Raw genomic sequence first — 14,343 nt, 5'->3', positions numbered from 1 at the left:
GGATTATGAAATGAATATTGAAAAAAAGAAATCTTTAACAACAAACGAAATTCAGCAAATGAAAGATTTAGCTCATATTTGCGGGCAACAAGATAAAATTGATTACTCGTCAGAGTTGCATGTCAACTTTTTAACTGCTCGTAATAAAGATGTGATAAATGATTTTCTATTTTATTATGATACTCAATTAATCGGTGCATTGAGTATGTATGACTTTGAAAGACCGAAAAAACTGGAGTTAATAGGGTTTGTTCATCCGAACTATAGGAAACGACATATAGGCACTACTCTTTTACAAACCGCAATGAAAGAAATACAAGAAAGAGAAGCGGATGAAGCCCTTCTTATAATTAATGGTGACTCTATTTCAGGGAAATCATTTGCAAAACAAATGAACTTGCCTTATTTATATAGTGAGTATGGTATGGAGTTCAAAACAAACGAAGCACAAAAAACAATGAAAAATAATATTAACCTTACCGTTGCATCTTCTGAATTACTTCCTGATCTTATAGAAATCGCTAGTGAAGCTTTTGGAGATTCAGCAGCAAATACGTCCACATGGCTACAAAAAATGATGAAGTCACCTTCTCATCAAGTTCACATTGCTCTTATTAATGAAAAAGCAATTGGAACGATTACCGTTACTGAGCAAGAGCAATCTACTACACTATCAGGATTCGCAGTTCATCCTTCTTATCAAGGTAAAGGGTATGGTAAAGATATTCTTAGTTATATGGTACATACACTTATTACAGATGGAGTTTCAACAATTGAATTAGACGTCGAAACGAAAAATAACAATGCTTTAAAACTATATACACAATGTGGTTTTGAAATTAAAACGAAGCATGACTATTATAATTTAATGAATCTTGAAGAGAATACATATGTCTAAAGAACTAATTTATTCTGATTATGATGTTTTTGCAGACATTTATAATAAACATTGGGGACATTTTGCAGAACACTCCTATCCTGCCTATCATAAATTTGTTTTACAAGATGCCGCTTCCCACTCCCGTATATTAGACCTTTACTGCGGGACTGGGCACCTTACTAGGAAACTAATTGATAATAATTTTATAGTAACTGGTATAGATGGTTCTGCTCAAATGATTGAACACGCACGTCAAAACGCGCCAGATGCATCCTTCATCGTCGATGATGCACGCTCATTCAAAGTGGATGAGCAATTCCACTATGTCATTTCAGCCGGTGATAGCTTAAATCATATAATGAAATTAGATGAGCTAAAACACACTTTTCATCATGTTTATTTAGCATTATATGATGGAGGTACATTTGCATTTGATATGAATATGGAGAAAGGTTTTCTTGAAAATTGGAGTGCGTCCTTTCACATTTCAGAACAAAAATATGTCTGTACGATAAACTCTACTTATGACATTGAAAGAAAAAAAGCAGAAATGAACTTTATACTATTTAAGCATGACATAAATGATAATTGGAAAAGAAGTGACTTTTCTTTTAAAGAAGCATGTTACTCTAAAGACGAAATTATTAATTCTTTACAATCTGTAGGATTTAACAATATACAACTACACGGTACAAATAGAACATTTTTCATTTGTCAAAAATAAAAAAACTGAATCATAACGATTCAGTTTTTCTTAATATATTTACAACAGCAATCATTTCATTATTTTCTTTATAAACACGTGGAATTCTTCTGTCTAACATACATGTAACTTCATAGTTAATTGTCCCTAACATATCTGCTATTTCTTCTACCGCAATTTCTTCTTCGCCTTGTTTGCCATAGAATACAACTTCATCTCCAACTTGTACTGGCATTGCTTTCGTAACATCTAGCATAAGCTGATCCATACAAACACGGCCAATAACAGGTACTCGAACTCCATTTATTATTGCATGCCCTTTATTAGATAACTGGCGATTATATCCATCAGCATAACCAATCGGTACAGTTGCAATCCATTCTTCGCCCGTTGTTACATACGTATTTCCATAACTAACACCACGATTTTTCTTCGCATGTTTAACATGAGCTACTTTTGATTTTAAAGACAACGCTGGTTTTAACGCTACAACAGTATGATCAACTTCTTTCGAAGGATACATTCCATAGATTCCAATACCGACACGAACCATATTTTGAAATGTGTTGCTAAGTTCCATTGATCCTGCACTGTTTGAACTATGAATATATGGAAAATGAATTCCCAATTCTTTTGCTGTATTTACAGCTTTTTCGAATAAACTTGTTTGCATATTCGTATATGCTTTATCAGTTTCATCAGCGGTAGAGTAATGTGTAAACATTCCTACCACTTCCACATACTCCATACGGTTTAATTCTTCTAAAAATGGTTTCACTTCTTCTTCTTGTAAACCGATACGACTCATTCCTGTATCAATTTTCACTTGAATTTGTGCTTTCTTTTGAAGACGGTTTGCAATTTCATTTATACTTTGTAAATCTTCAATTCTATAAACAGTCATCATAACGTCATATTGAATTGCCTCTTCCACAGCTGCTACTGATGTATAGCCTAAAATTAAAATCGGTACAGTGATTCCAGCTTCTCTTAATTCTATTGCTTCATCTACAAATGCAACTGCAAGTTGGTTTATTCCTGCTTCGATAGCAGATTTGGCAACTTCAACTGCTCCGTGGCCATACCCATTCGCTTTTACAGCAGCCATCATTGCAATATTTTCATCATTCACACGTTTTTTAAATTCTTTTACATTATGTTTTACAGCATTTAAGTCAACTTCAACAATTGTATCTCTTCCATATTTCAAGCTCATTGGTCTAACTCCTAACTCAATAATTACATTCCATTCTATTTCACGTTTCATATGACCTTTTACAATATAATACTTTTCAATATGCTAGTCAAACTACTAGAATTTTCGGAATTTTTAGTATGATATAATACCCTTAAGAAACTATTATATACGGAGATGAGGAGAATTACAATGTTTGTACAATCTGCGTTGCACCAACTTAAAGTTGCTATTGATAGTTCTATTCATACGCTTAACCACTATACTGAAAACGAATTGAACATAAGACCGATTCAAGCTAAACGTTCCCTATTTGAAATGTATACACATCTTTCACTTATTTGCCATGCGGATTTACTCATATTAAATGGTATTACGGAAAAAAATTTACATACCTTTTATATAGAACAAACACCAAAAACAATTACTCAAATGCAACAAATGATGATAAAAGGGTACGAACTACTTTCTAAAACTTTCTTATCCTATTCCAATGAAGGGTTAGCGGAAATTATGACTGCTTATTGGGGAATTTCTTATTCTCGATTCGAATGGTTGCTTGAAATCGTTGCACACTTTTATCATCATCGCGGACAAATTCATATTTTATTAGTTGAACATATTAAAGATCCTTGCATTCCTTTATTCGAATAAAAAGAGTGGAAACAAAACCAATAAAGAGTATCAATCCTAATAAAACAAACGTCTGAGCGTAGTCTCCTATTTTCATAAGATAAATAGAAATAATAGGTCCTATACTAGTTCCTAAAAATAAAATAAAAGTATAAATAGAAACTGCTATTCCCCTTGCTCCCCCTCCTAATTGGCCAACAAGAGAAACTAAAGACGGAACAGATATAGCAATACCTATTACAAAGCAGATGCTCATCATTACAAGTAGCGGCAGGTTCGAAATAAAGCCCATTGAACTTAGACCAAAAATAGCCACAAACAATCCTCCCTGAAGAACTCGCCTTACTCCGAACCTCTTTGTTAAACGACCCGCAAGTGGTGACAGCAACATACCAAATAGCCCTGCTAAGCGAAAATAAATAATTTGTTCTGGAGTTAAATTGTAAGTAGGAGAGCTCAAATAATTTCCTAAAACAGTATACATATTAACAAAAGCCATTAATAAAACAAATGCAATCATATAGCTCAATACTAAGCTTTTATGTGTAAAAACTTTACCCATCTGTTTAATTGGTCCAAAAATATCAGTATAGTATTGAGACGTTTCCCCTTTTGGAAGAGAATAATGAACCCATACAGCAGTAATGATATAGACAATACTAAGAAGAAAGAACACCATATGCCATCCAAAATGCTGACTAACAGCCGTACTTATTACTTGCCCTACAATTCCAGCTACTAAAAAACCAGTACTGACAAACCCAATTGTTGTAACCTTTTTCTCTACTGGAAATATTTCTACAACGTAAGCCAACGCTACTGGAGAAAATGTAGCTGCTGCTATACCCTGTAATCCTCGAAGAATAACAAGCCAGAATAAGCTATCCACGAACCCTAAGAAAAAAGAAACAATCGAGAGTGCAAGCAATCCAATAAAGATCACTTTTTTTCGCCCATATTTATCAGAGATTGCCCCAAATAACAAACAACCTATAGCAAAGCCTACAGAAAATATACTGCCTGTAGCCGCAGATTGCGCTAATGATACCTTAAAATGGTCTGAAAATAGAGAGGTTAAAGGAATCGTCACATATAGGCTGGACATAACTACCATGCCTGCCCAAGATAACACCGCTGTCATTATTGTGTAATTCCTTTCACTATTTACTTCTTTTGATATTTCCATCCTAAAATCTCCCCCTTACAATGATTTTCCCCATCAGTTTAAAACATCTAAAGTAAACTACTCAAAACGACATTCCTTCAACACTTACTTAATTTGTTTACGTTAAAAGACATATCACCACCCCTCATTAAATTAGCTAAACATATAATAAGGTAACCTAATTATATATTTAAATAAAAAAGTTGACTTGCACAATCAACTTCTTTATCTGCCTTCTCCTAATTTCTTTTGCATAGTTACTTGCATTTTATTTAATAGCTTCTCTAAAGCTTGACGCTCTTCTTGACTAAAGTCATCAATTAACGAAGCGCAAGATGACCAAAAAGTCGGTAAAGAATGCGTAACTAGTTCTTTTCCTTTCGGAGTAATTTTCACCTTTAATCTTCTTCGATCTTCAGAATGATTGAATCTTACGATTAACTCTCGTTTCTCCATCCAATCTAATAAGCCAGTGACAGAAGCACGTGTAATCCCTAAGCGGCTCGCAATATCCGAAGGACTCATGTTCACTTCTCCCCCATTCGATTCCATTTCACGCAAAATAAACAACAGTAAAAAATCTAATTTACTTTCTGAAATACCAAGCGGAGCTAAATCTACATCAACAGCATCTAGAACATTATCAGACGTCCATAACATTAACAAACCAAGTTTTGCTGCGATTGGATCCGTATCCGCTGATGCTGTCTTTTTTATTAACTCTGCATAAGGCTCAATCCCTAAAGGAAGAGCATCTTTTTTTGAATCCATTCATTTTCACTCTCCTTTCTTTCATTTAATTAGCTTACCTAACTACTTTTTATTATACTCATATTCTTCCTTTTATTGCAAGAATATTGTTAGACAAAAAAATCCTGTTTTTAAAACAGGATTTTTCATACTGACTAACTAATATCTCTAAATAATCCCAAACTCTTTTAAAGCAAAAGAAATGCCACCTTCACTTGATTTCTTTGTAACGAAATCTGCTCTTGTTTTTAACTCTTCTCCGCCATTCCCCATCGCAATTCCTAATCCTACATACTGTAACATCTCAATATCATTCCCACCATCTCCGAATGCAATTGCTTCTGACTTACAAATTTTTAGATGTTCCAATACCTTTTGAATTGCAGTGAGCTTCGATACTTTATTATCTTCCAACACATTCATAACGTAACCATGAAAACGTTCAAACGTAAGTGCTGGATATCTTTCAAAGAATTTTTGAGCTTCTGTTTCATCAGCATACAGACATACACAATAAATCTCTTCTGATAAGTTTCTAACTTTGTCAGGATAATGCTCTAAATTTAACGTTTCATTTAATGCTCGTATTACACGTTCGTCTTTTGAGGCAATACCATTCATTACAAATTCTTCTGTAAAATAAGAAACACTATGACCATGTAATTCAGCAAAACTTGAAATATCATGAACAATTTCACTTGAAAGTACCGATTTATGTACAACTTCATCAGCACATTTTATATGTGCACCATTTGCAGAAATAAACGTATTTATGCCCAGCTCTTTAAATTGTGAGCATAAACTATATGGTCTCCCTGTTGTAACAACTACGTGAATTCCTTTATCTATTAACCTTTGTATCGCTTCTTTTGTGCTTTCATGCATACTTCTATCAATCTCGCTTAAAAGAGTACCGTCAACATCAAAAAATACAACTTTGTACATATCCTCTTACATTCCATCTAAATGATTTGTATCATTTATACAATGAATAGTTTTCTGTTTATTCGTAAGTTCAATCAAACTAATTCCCGTATCTCCCATTTTAAAATAATAGTCCATGCTAATTGGCATTTGGAAAAACGCTCGTAAAATACTATTTATTACACCACCGTGTGCAACAATTGCAATTCGGTCATATGTATTCTCTGTCACGATTTTAGAAAAGATTCCTTCTATTCTCATTCTAAATTCGATAAATGATTCCCCGTTTTCAAAACGATCATGGAGAAATTTTGGCTCTGGATATTTTTTCGCTTCTTCAAAGGATAAACCGGCTTGTACTCCATTATTAAACTCCATTAATTCTTCTTCTAGTTGAATTGGGCATCCGATTTCTTCCGCTAATGTTTCAGCCGTTTCTCGAGCACGTTTTAATGTGCTTGCCCAAATGAAATCTGGCGGGAAATCCGCTTTCACTTTCTGTACAAGTCTTTGTACTTGCTGTCTTCCCTTTTCTGTTAATTCAAAGTCAGCTCGTCCTTCATGTACATTTAAAATGTCGGCTTCTGATTCTCCGTGGCGTATTAGTAGTATTTGCATGCTTATTCCTCCTTATCAACTTAAAACCAAGATTAGATTTTAACATATTATTAAAAATTTTCAAAATAACAAAAGCAATCCCCATTCTAAAATGAATGAAAATTGCTTTTGTTAACACCTATTTTTCATCTAAACTAGCTTTAGACCTTCCTCCTACTCCCCAATGTGAACTCGGGATTTCATTCACTAAAACACGCACTCGTCCAACATCTACATCTAAGTTTTTCGCAACTGCCTCTGTAACATCAAATATTAGATTTTGAATTTGCTCCTGCTTTCTACCTTCTATTATTTGAATTTGTATAATTGGCATTTTTATCTCTCGCTTTACTATTTATTCACAAAACATCGCTACACTTCCTAAATCATCAAATTGTGCAATTATGGAATCTCCTGCTTTAAATGCAATCGCTTCAGATAATGCTCCACTTAATACAATATCACCTTTTTTAAATCCTTCATTTTGTAAACCAAGTTTATTTACCGCCCAAGCAATTGCCTCTGCTGGATGTCCCAGCACTGCTGCCCCCGTTCCAGTTGTAGCAATCTTACCATTCTTCGACATAACCATCCCTACACTAGCTAAGTCTATTTCTTTAGCATCCATCCATCTACTTCCTAATAAAAATTTTGAAGATGAACAATTATCTGCTATTACGTCAGGTAATGTAAATTTGAAATTTAAATACCTACTATCAATAATCTCTAAAGCTGGCGCAACATATTTTGTTGCCTTTAATACATCCTCAGCTGTCACATTCGTTCCTTGTAAATCCTCACCCATTAGAAAGGCAATCTCTGGTTCTACTTTTGGATGAATCAATGTTTCATATTGTAATGGCTCCCATTCGAACGCTAACATATCTTCCAACAAATATCCGTATATCGCTTCATCAATACCCATCATTTGTTGTTTTGCCTTACTTGTTAATCCAAGTTTTACCCCAACTCTTTTTGAACCTTCGTTCATTTTTTGTTCAATTAAACATTTTTGCAATCTATATGCGTCATCCACTGTTAAATCCGGATGCTTATCCGTTACTTTCACTACTTCTTTTCTATCTTTTTCAGCCTGAAGTAAATAGTCAACAATTTCTATATCTGCCCCTTTTATTAAAGCCATCTTTTACACCCCCATTTTTATCTTTGCTAATTCTGCCGCGACATCTAAAATCATATCCTCTTGTCCACCAACTACTTTTCTTTTCCCAAGTTCTATTAAAATATCACGGGCGTCTACACCAAAACGCTTTGCCGCTCTTTCAGCATGTAATAAAAAGCTAGAATATACACCAGCATATCCCATTACAAGACTTCCTTTTTGAATTTCTTGCGGTGCTGGCAATAAAGGTGCAACAACATCCTCAGCTAAGTCCATCATCTTATATAAATCTATATCTAGCTTATATCCCATACGATCTAAAACAGCGAGTAATACCTCTGTTTGGGCATTTCCAGCTCCTGCGCCAAGGCACCGCACGCTTCCATCAATACGTGTCGCACCTTCTTCGATTGCCACCACTGTATTCGCTACTGCAACAGAAAGATTATTATGACCATGGAAACCAATTTCGACATTTAAAGATTGACGTAATGCTCGAATACGTTCACGTACTTCGTGAGGCAATAAAGCACCCGCTGAATCTGTTACATAAATCGCCTCAGCACCATAATCCTCCATAAGCTTTGCTTGTTCTACTAACTTTTCAACCGGTGCAGCGTGTGCCATCATTAAAAAGCCACACGCTTCCATACCTAACTCACGCGCAAATTGAATATGCTGTGCTGAAACATCTGCTTCTGTTACATGCGTCGCTACACGAACAAGTTTCGCACCAATATTTGCAGCTTGCTTTAACTCATGGATCGTTCCAATACCAGGAATTAACAAAACAGCTACTTTAGCTTGCTTACACTCATCTACCGCTGCTTCAATCAACTTCATTTCATTAACTAATGACTTTCCATATTGTAATGTGGAGCCTCCTAAACCATCTCCATGACTCACTTCAATATAATGCATACCGGCCTCATCTAATGCTCTAGTTACAGATCGAACTTGTTCTTCTGTAAATTGATGTTTCATTACATGGCTTCCATCACGTAAACAAACTTCCGTTATTTTCACTGGCATTTCACTATTTCGCCTCATTCATTACACCTCTTTTCTTCTCCGAAATGATTTGCACGGCAAATTCTTCACCTACTTTTAATGCCGCCGCTGTCATAATATCTAAATTACCGGCATAAGGGGGAAAATAATCTCCAGCTCCTTCAACCTCTAAAAATACAGTTACTCGATTCCCATCAAACATCGGCTCTTGTTTTAAAGAATAACCCGGAACATATCGCTTCACTACTTCAACCATCTTATAAATAGCTTCTTGGATAGAAAATTCATCCATATTTTCAACTTCACAATATACTGTATCTCTCATTAAAATAGGCGGGTCTGCAGGATTTAATATAATAAGTGCTTTCCCGCTGTCTGCTCCACCAACTTCTTCAATTCCACGCTTTGTGGTAATAGTAAACTCATCAATATTTGCCCGTGTACCTGGACCAGCACTTAAACTTGAAATTGTAGCAACTATCTCTGCATATGTAACATTTGCTACCTCATTAATAGCATAAACAATCGGAATCGTTAATAGCATAAACAATCGGAATCGTTGCTTGTCCCCCGCACGTAATCATATTAACGTTTTGCTTATCTACAAAATTATTATTTTGTATAGCAGGGCAAACGAACGGTCCACATGCAGCAGGTGTTAAGTCAATTACTATTTTTCCAAGTTCTCCTAATACTTTTGCATGATAACTATGTGCTTTAGCTGAAGTTGCATCAAATACAATATCAGCTAAACTTGGATTATCAATAATTGCTTGTATTCCATTATCAAAAACCTCGTATCCCGCTTCTTTTGCTCGCTTTAAACCATCCGATTCCGAATCTATTCCGATCATGGTATTCAGCTCTATGACTTCACTTTTTCTTAATTTGTACATTAAATCCGTGCCAATATTACCTGATCCAATAATAGCTACCTTTACTTTCTCCACATCTATCCCTCCTTTTTCAATCCTCTAATCTATATGAAGGTAACAGAAACCGATCCGAGTGAACCGAAATCAGCTTGAATACTATCTTTACTATTTACTGAGACTGCACCAGATAACGCACCTGGTAAAATTAACTCCCCTGCTTTTAATCCAATATTAAACTCATGAAGTTTATTAGCTAGCCAAGCAACAGCTTGCGCAGGATGCCCTAATGCAGCCGCACCAGCACCCGTTGCAATTAAACTATTATTTTTATAAAGTGTCATTCCGGTTGTACGTAAATCTACTTTATCAATGCTAGAGAATGTATCACCAATTACAACTTTTGCCGACGATCCATTATCCGCCACTGTATCAGCAAGCCGAATTTTCCAATCAGCAATTCGACTATCAATAATTTCAAGTGTAGGCACTACATATTTCGTCGCCATTAGTACGTCAACATATGTAATATTAGGCCCATTTAAGTCTTCTGCTAAAACAAACCCTATTTCTGCCTCTATTTTGGGAGATACAAAGGAACTTATTGAAATTTCACTACCATTTTCTATCTTCATATCATCTAGTAAATGTCCATAATCCGGTTCATTTACCCCAAGTATCTGCTGCATCGCAACACTCGTAAGTCCAACTTTCTTTCCAATTACACAACGCCCATTCTCCAACTTTCTTTCTACTACTTCAAGCTGAATATTATAAGCATCCTCAACAGATAAATTAGCATATCTCTCAGTAAAAGGAGGTATCCCTACTCGTGAATTTTCAGCTTGTAATAGTTCATCAGCTAATTCTTTAATTAACAATTGCTTTCACCTCATTTTTTAAATTTATATATCCCCAATCAATGACATGATAACTAGCCCCCACCTAACTATTTTATTTCCATAAATGTCAGATGGGAGCTTTGAACTTTAAGTTAAAACATCACCTTTATAATTTCATCGTAACCGTCTTAGCTTCCGTATAAAATTCGAAACTATGACGTCCACCTTCTCTACCAATCCCACTCGCCTTCGAACCGCCAAATGGAGTACGTAAATCTCGAACATACCAACAATTAATCCAAAGTAAGCCTGAATCGATTTGTGAAACCACTCGTTGCGCTCGTCTAAGATTATTTGTCCAAACAACTCCAGCTAGTCCATAAATGGAATCATTCGCAATGCGAATTGCATCCTCTTCCGTTTTAAATGGAATAACAACTAGAACTGGGCCAAATATCTCTTCTTGCGCTACACGCATACTATTATCGACATCATATAGAATAGTAGGTTCATAAAAGTTTCCTTCTACTAGACTCTCCACTCTTTTTCCACCATAGGCTAATTTTGCCCCTTCTGAAATTCCTATTTCTACATAACGATCAACTGTTTCTAAATGAGATTTTGATACAAGCGCTCCCATATCTGTATCTTCAGAAAGAGGATCTCCCACTTTTATTCTTTTTACAGCCGCTACAAATTTCTCTAAAAACTGTTCATATACACTTTCTTGCACAAGTAATCTTGAACCAGCTAAACAAATTTCTCCTTGGTTCCGATAAATAGCTTCAATCGATCCTTGTACCGCTTCATCTAAATCTGCATCTTCAAATACGATATTTGCTGATTTACCCCCTAATTCTAACGAAACAGGTATTAAGTTTTCTGATGCATTACGCATAATTGTTTTTCCTGTATTACTTTCTCCAACAAATGAAATTCTTCTTACAGCTGGATGTGTTGTCATTTTTGTCCCGACAGTATTCCCTGGACCTGTAATAATATTAAGTACACCTGGAGGTAGTCCTGCATCATTTGCAATTTCACCGAGCATAACTGCACTTAATGGAGTATAGGAGGCTGGTTTGACAACAACAGTATTACCAGAAGCAAGTGCAGCTGATGCTTTCCACGTCATTTGCATAAATGGCAAATTCCAAGGAATGATTAAACTGGTCACTCCCGCGGGAGCATACTTTGCATATGACATAAAGTTATGTTTGTCATAATGCTCATGCACCATATATTTAGCCATTTCAGCAAAGAAGCGAAAATTATGCGCCGAACGTGGTATATCGAATCCTTTACTTTCTTTAATCGGTTTCCCAACATCAAGAGTTTCTATATACGCTAGTTCATCCACTCTTTCCATAATCAAATCTGACATTTTACATAAAATATTCGACCGCTCTTCCACAGGCATTTTACTCCAAATGCCGCTTTTAAATGTACGTTCTGCCACATCAATTGCTCTTTTTGTATCCTCTTCATTTGCCTTTGCAATGGAAGCAAGCTTTCTATTCGTCGCTGGATTGAACGTATCAAATGTTTCGCCAGATATGGAATCCACATATTGTCCATCAATAAACAATTTCGCATCTTTTACTTTCATTTTGTCAGCTAATAATTCTTTGTTCACCTTCCTTACCTCCTACTCCTCAATTTCTAAAACCATCTCAATTTCAATTGTTGTGTTATTAGGTAATTGAGCCATACCGACTGCAGATCGGGCGTGTTTTCCCTTTTCCCCAAAAATATCTACTAATACATCAGATGCCCCGTTCATTACTTTTGGCTGATTAATAAAATCTTCCGTACTATTTACAAAACCAAGCAGCTTTACAACTCGTTTCACCTTATTTAAATCTCCTAGTTCGTTTCTCACAACACTCAATAAATTCAACATTGATTGTCTTGCTGCTTTATATCCTTCATCAATTGAAATATCCTTTCCTAATTTCCCATGATACTCATCTACCCCTTGTCCAGCAGTAAACAATAAGTTACCTACTTTTACACAACTCACATAATTTCCAACTGCTGGGCGGATAGCTGGTAGTGTGATTCCTAACTCACTTAATTTGCCCTCAGGTGTTTGTAATCTCTGCATATGCTACACCTCGTTTCTTTATATCAATATTTAAAAATCCCGCAGCATTCCCCCCAAGCATCGCTGCTTTTTGTTCCTCCGATAAACCGACTGTTTCATCAATCACTTTTCCCGGATCAACTTCTCGCAATAAAAATGGATAATCTGAACCCATGAAAATCTTTTCATGTCCAAATCTTTCAATCATATATTTCAAATTAATAGGATCATAATTTAAAGAATCAAAATAAAATTTCTTTGCATAATAACTAGGAGGGTATGTAGTCAACCGTAAATGTGGCCATACTTTCCATCCTTGATCTAATCTTGGCAAAATATATGGGAAAGACCCTCCCCCATGTGCAAAACAAACCTTTAACCGTGGAAATTTCTCCATTATCCCACTACATATTAGTGTAGCTGCCGCAAGTGCTGTTTCACTTGGCATCCCAACTGTATACATAAAATTATGATGTGGCATTCTATCGCGCCCTAATGTTTCCCATGGATGAATAAAAATCGGAACTTGCCATTTTTCAGCCATTCGAAAGAATTCAATAAACGATGGATCATCTAAATTTTTACCATTTACGTTTGTGCCAATTTCAATACCATGTAAATTTAATTCCGTTATACAACGCTCCATTTCACGAATTGCAGTTTCTCCATCTTGCATCGGAACTGTTCCTAACCCTACAAAACGATCTGGATGTGCTGAAACTGTTTCTGCAATAAAATCATTTTGAATACGTGCCATACTTTCGGCTTCCTCTGGTTTTGCCCAATACGAAAATGTAACAGGGATTGGCGATAAAACTTGAATATCTACACCTTCACGGTCCATATCTTCAATTCTTTTCTTAGGGCACCAGACTTGGTCTGTAACGTCACGAAAGTTTTTACCTCCAACCATAATACTTGCACCACATGTACAAGTCCGATTTAATATCGGCCAACGACCGCCACCAAACTTCTCTTCAAAATCCGGAAAAGTTTCAGGAATAATATGTGTATGAAAATCTATTCGCACTTCCATTCCTCCACTTCTTCTGGCATAATGTGACCGCAGTTCTTACACGCTCGAATTTCCTTATTTGAATTAAAACTATGAATTGCTTCTTTTACTTGTTTTTCGATATCATTTAATTGAACACGTACACGATGCATTTCATGATTACACTCGTCACAGAACCAAACGAAATCCTCAAGTTCCCCTTGGCTACGTTTTCTTTCAATTACTAGCCCAAATGTATTAGCAACACGATGTGGTGAATGTGGTACCATTGCTGGCAGCATAAATACATCCCCTTCTTTTACTGTGACGACTTCCCGCTTACCTTCCTCTGTAATACACTCCACATAACATTCACCTTTAATTTGATAGAAAAATTCATCTGAAGGATCTACGTGGAAATCACGTCTTCTATTTGGACCACCTAATATCATGGCGATAAATTCCGAATCTTGCCAAATAACTTTATTATTTACTGGCGGCTTCAATAACTCCTTATTCTCATCAATCCATTTTAGTAAATTAAAAGATTGCAGTGTTTTAGACATAT

16 protein-coding genes and 1 pseudogene are annotated in these 14,343 nt (G+C 35.7%); 3 read left to right on the top strand and 14 right to left on the bottom strand.

Annotated elements, in window-relative coordinates:
* Positions 1–10: 10 nt before the first annotated feature.
* Complete coding sequence (locus JDS80_RS14665; protein WP_199638986.1) at positions 11–898, top strand: GNAT family N-acetyltransferase; 888 nt, start codon at positions 11–13, stop codon at positions 896–898.
* Positions 891–1,604 (top strand): class I SAM-dependent methyltransferase, encoded by a 714-nt coding sequence (locus tag JDS80_RS14660; RefSeq protein WP_199638984.1) that lies wholly within the window; start codon positions 891–893, stop codon positions 1,602–1,604. The genes JDS80_RS14665 and JDS80_RS14660 overlap by 8 nt, the downstream gene beginning before the upstream one ends.
* A gap of 10 nt (positions 1,605–1,614) precedes the next feature.
* Here the strand turns inward: JDS80_RS14660 and alr are convergent, their stop codons facing one another.
* Positions 1,615–2,799 carry an alanine racemase gene (gene alr, locus JDS80_RS14655; RefSeq protein WP_098890051.1) on the bottom strand — a complete coding sequence of 395 codons (1,185 nt, stop codon included), beginning with the start codon at positions 2,797–2,799 and terminating at the stop codon, positions 1,615–1,617.
* Positions 2,800–2,970: 171 nt separating this feature from the next.
* Here alr and JDS80_RS14650 point away from each other — a divergent pair, with 171 nt between their 5' ends.
* Positions 2,971–3,432: a DinB family protein gene (locus JDS80_RS14650; RefSeq protein ID WP_199638982.1), complete on the top strand. Its 462-nt coding sequence runs from the start codon at positions 2,971–2,973 to the stop codon at positions 3,430–3,432.
* On the opposite strand, the gene JDS80_RS14645 is transcribed toward JDS80_RS14650, so the two are convergent.
* The 13 genes and pseudogenes from JDS80_RS14645 to nbaC all read right to left on the bottom strand — a co-directional run bounded on the left by JDS80_RS14645 (position 3,401) and on the right by nbaC (position 14,341).
* Positions 3,401–4,597, bottom strand: a complete 1,197-nt coding sequence (locus tag JDS80_RS14645) for an MFS transporter (RefSeq protein ID WP_199638980.1) — start codon at positions 4,595–4,597, stop codon at positions 3,401–3,403. The two genes, JDS80_RS14650 and JDS80_RS14645, sit on opposite strands and share 32 nt — an antisense overlap.
* A gap of 204 nt (positions 4,598–4,801) precedes the next feature.
* Entirely contained in the window at positions 4,802–5,347 is a 546-nt protein-coding gene (locus JDS80_RS14640; protein ID WP_098890049.1) for a MarR family winged helix-turn-helix transcriptional regulator, read from the bottom strand.
* 147 nt (positions 5,348–5,494) lie between these two features.
* Complete coding sequence (locus JDS80_RS14635) at positions 5,495–6,271, bottom strand: Cof-type HAD-IIB family hydrolase (protein WP_098890048.1); 777 nt, start codon at positions 6,269–6,271, stop codon at positions 5,495–5,497.
* A gap of 6 nt (positions 6,272–6,277) precedes the next feature.
* Entirely contained in the window at positions 6,278–6,868 is a 591-nt protein-coding gene (locus tag JDS80_RS14630) for a histidine phosphatase family protein (protein ID WP_098890047.1), read from the bottom strand.
* A gap of 118 nt (positions 6,869–6,986) precedes the next feature.
* A complete protein-coding gene (locus JDS80_RS14625) occupies positions 6,987–7,187 on the bottom strand; it encodes a 4-oxalocrotonate tautomerase (protein ID WP_256869815.1) in 201 nt (66 codons plus the stop codon).
* A 15-nt stretch (positions 7,188–7,202) separates the two neighbouring features.
* Positions 7,203–7,991 carry a 2-keto-4-pentenoate hydratase gene (locus JDS80_RS14620; RefSeq protein WP_098890046.1) on the bottom strand — a complete coding sequence of 263 codons (789 nt, stop codon included), beginning with the start codon at positions 7,989–7,991 and terminating at the stop codon, positions 7,203–7,205.
* A 3-nt stretch (positions 7,992–7,994) separates the two neighbouring features.
* Positions 7,995–9,020, bottom strand: coding sequence for a 4-hydroxy-2-oxovalerate aldolase (dmpG, locus tag JDS80_RS14615; RefSeq protein WP_199638979.1), 1,026 nt, complete (start codon positions 9,018–9,020; stop codon positions 7,995–7,997).
* A pseudogene (locus tag JDS80_RS14610) lies at positions 9,007–9,931 on the bottom strand (acetaldehyde dehydrogenase (acetylating)). The gene dmpG and the pseudogene JDS80_RS14610 overlap by 14 nt, the downstream one beginning before the upstream one ends.
* Before the next feature lie 29 nt (positions 9,932–9,960).
* A complete protein-coding gene (locus JDS80_RS14605; protein ID WP_199638978.1) occupies positions 9,961–10,734 on the bottom strand; it encodes a 2-keto-4-pentenoate hydratase in 774 nt (257 codons plus the stop codon).
* A gap of 127 nt (positions 10,735–10,861) precedes the next feature.
* On the bottom strand, positions 10,862–12,331 hold the full coding sequence (locus JDS80_RS14600; protein ID WP_098890042.1) for an aldehyde dehydrogenase: 1,470 nt from the start codon (positions 12,329–12,331) through the stop codon (positions 10,862–10,864).
* A gap of 12 nt (positions 12,332–12,343) precedes the next feature.
* Positions 12,344–12,802, bottom strand: a complete 459-nt coding sequence (locus JDS80_RS14595; protein WP_199638977.1) for a RidA family protein — start codon at positions 12,800–12,802, stop codon at positions 12,344–12,346.
* Positions 12,780–13,817, bottom strand: coding sequence for an amidohydrolase family protein (locus tag JDS80_RS14590; RefSeq protein WP_097829706.1), 1,038 nt, complete (start codon positions 13,815–13,817; stop codon positions 12,780–12,782). Before JDS80_RS14590 ends, JDS80_RS14595 begins: the two co-directional genes overlap by 23 nt.
* Complete coding sequence (gene nbaC, locus JDS80_RS14585) at positions 13,802–14,341, bottom strand: 3-hydroxyanthranilate 3,4-dioxygenase (RefSeq protein ID WP_088058417.1); 540 nt, start codon at positions 14,339–14,341, stop codon at positions 13,802–13,804. The genes JDS80_RS14590 and nbaC overlap by 16 nt, the downstream gene beginning before the upstream one ends.
* Between the last annotated feature and the right edge of the window lie 2 nt (positions 14,342–14,343).

The organism is Bacillus cereus group sp. N8 (assembly GCF_016483685.1).
In the GTDB taxonomy this organism is placed as follows: Bacteria; Bacillota; Bacilli; order Bacillales; family Bacillaceae_G; genus Bacillus_A; species Bacillus_A proteolyticus.
This window is presented reverse-complemented; position numbering and strand designations above follow the sequence as displayed.

What these genes read in the sequence shown, in the direction of transcription:
- JDS80_RS14590 (WP_097829706.1), bottom strand. Translation starts at nt 13,817, where the DNA reads ATGGAAGTGCGAATAGATTTTCATACACATATTATTCCTGAAACTTTT.
- alr (WP_098890051.1), bottom strand. Translation starts at nt 2,799, where the DNA reads ATGAGCTTGAAATATGGAAGAGATACAATTGTTGAAGTTGACTTAAAT.
- dmpG (WP_199638979.1), bottom strand. Translation starts at nt 9,020, where the DNA reads ATGAGGCGAAATAGTGAAATGCCAGTGAAAATAACGGAAGTTTGTTTA.
- JDS80_RS14660 (WP_199638984.1), top strand. Translation starts at nt 891, where the DNA reads ATGTCTAAAGAACTAATTTATTCTGATTATGATGTTTTTGCAGACATT.
- JDS80_RS14640 (WP_098890049.1), bottom strand. Translation starts at nt 5,347, where the DNA reads ATGGATTCAAAAAAAGATGCTCTTCCTTTAGGGATTGAGCCTTATGCA.
- JDS80_RS14595 (WP_199638977.1), bottom strand. Translation starts at nt 12,802, where the DNA reads ATGCAGAGATTACAAACACCTGAGGGCAAATTAAGTGAGTTAGGAATC.
- JDS80_RS14665 (WP_199638986.1), top strand. Translation starts at nt 11, where the DNA reads ATGAATATTGAAAAAAAGAAATCTTTAACAACAAACGAAATTCAGCAA.
- JDS80_RS14630 (WP_098890047.1), bottom strand. Translation starts at nt 6,868, where the DNA reads ATGCAAATACTACTAATACGCCACGGAGAATCAGAAGCCGACATTTTA.
- nbaC (WP_088058417.1), bottom strand. Translation starts at nt 14,341, where the DNA reads ATGTCTAAAACACTGCAATCTTTTAATTTACTAAAATGGATTGATGAG.
- JDS80_RS14635 (WP_098890048.1), bottom strand. Translation starts at nt 6,271, where the DNA reads ATGTACAAAGTTGTATTTTTTGATGTTGACGGTACTCTTTTAAGCGAG.
- JDS80_RS14650 (WP_199638982.1), top strand. Translation starts at nt 2,971, where the DNA reads ATGTTTGTACAATCTGCGTTGCACCAACTTAAAGTTGCTATTGATAGT.
- JDS80_RS14645 (WP_199638980.1), bottom strand. Translation starts at nt 4,597, where the DNA reads ATGGAAATATCAAAAGAAGTAAATAGTGAAAGGAATTACACAATAATG.
- JDS80_RS14620 (WP_098890046.1), bottom strand. Translation starts at nt 7,991, where the DNA reads ATGGCTTTAATAAAAGGGGCAGATATAGAAATTGTTGACTATTTACTT.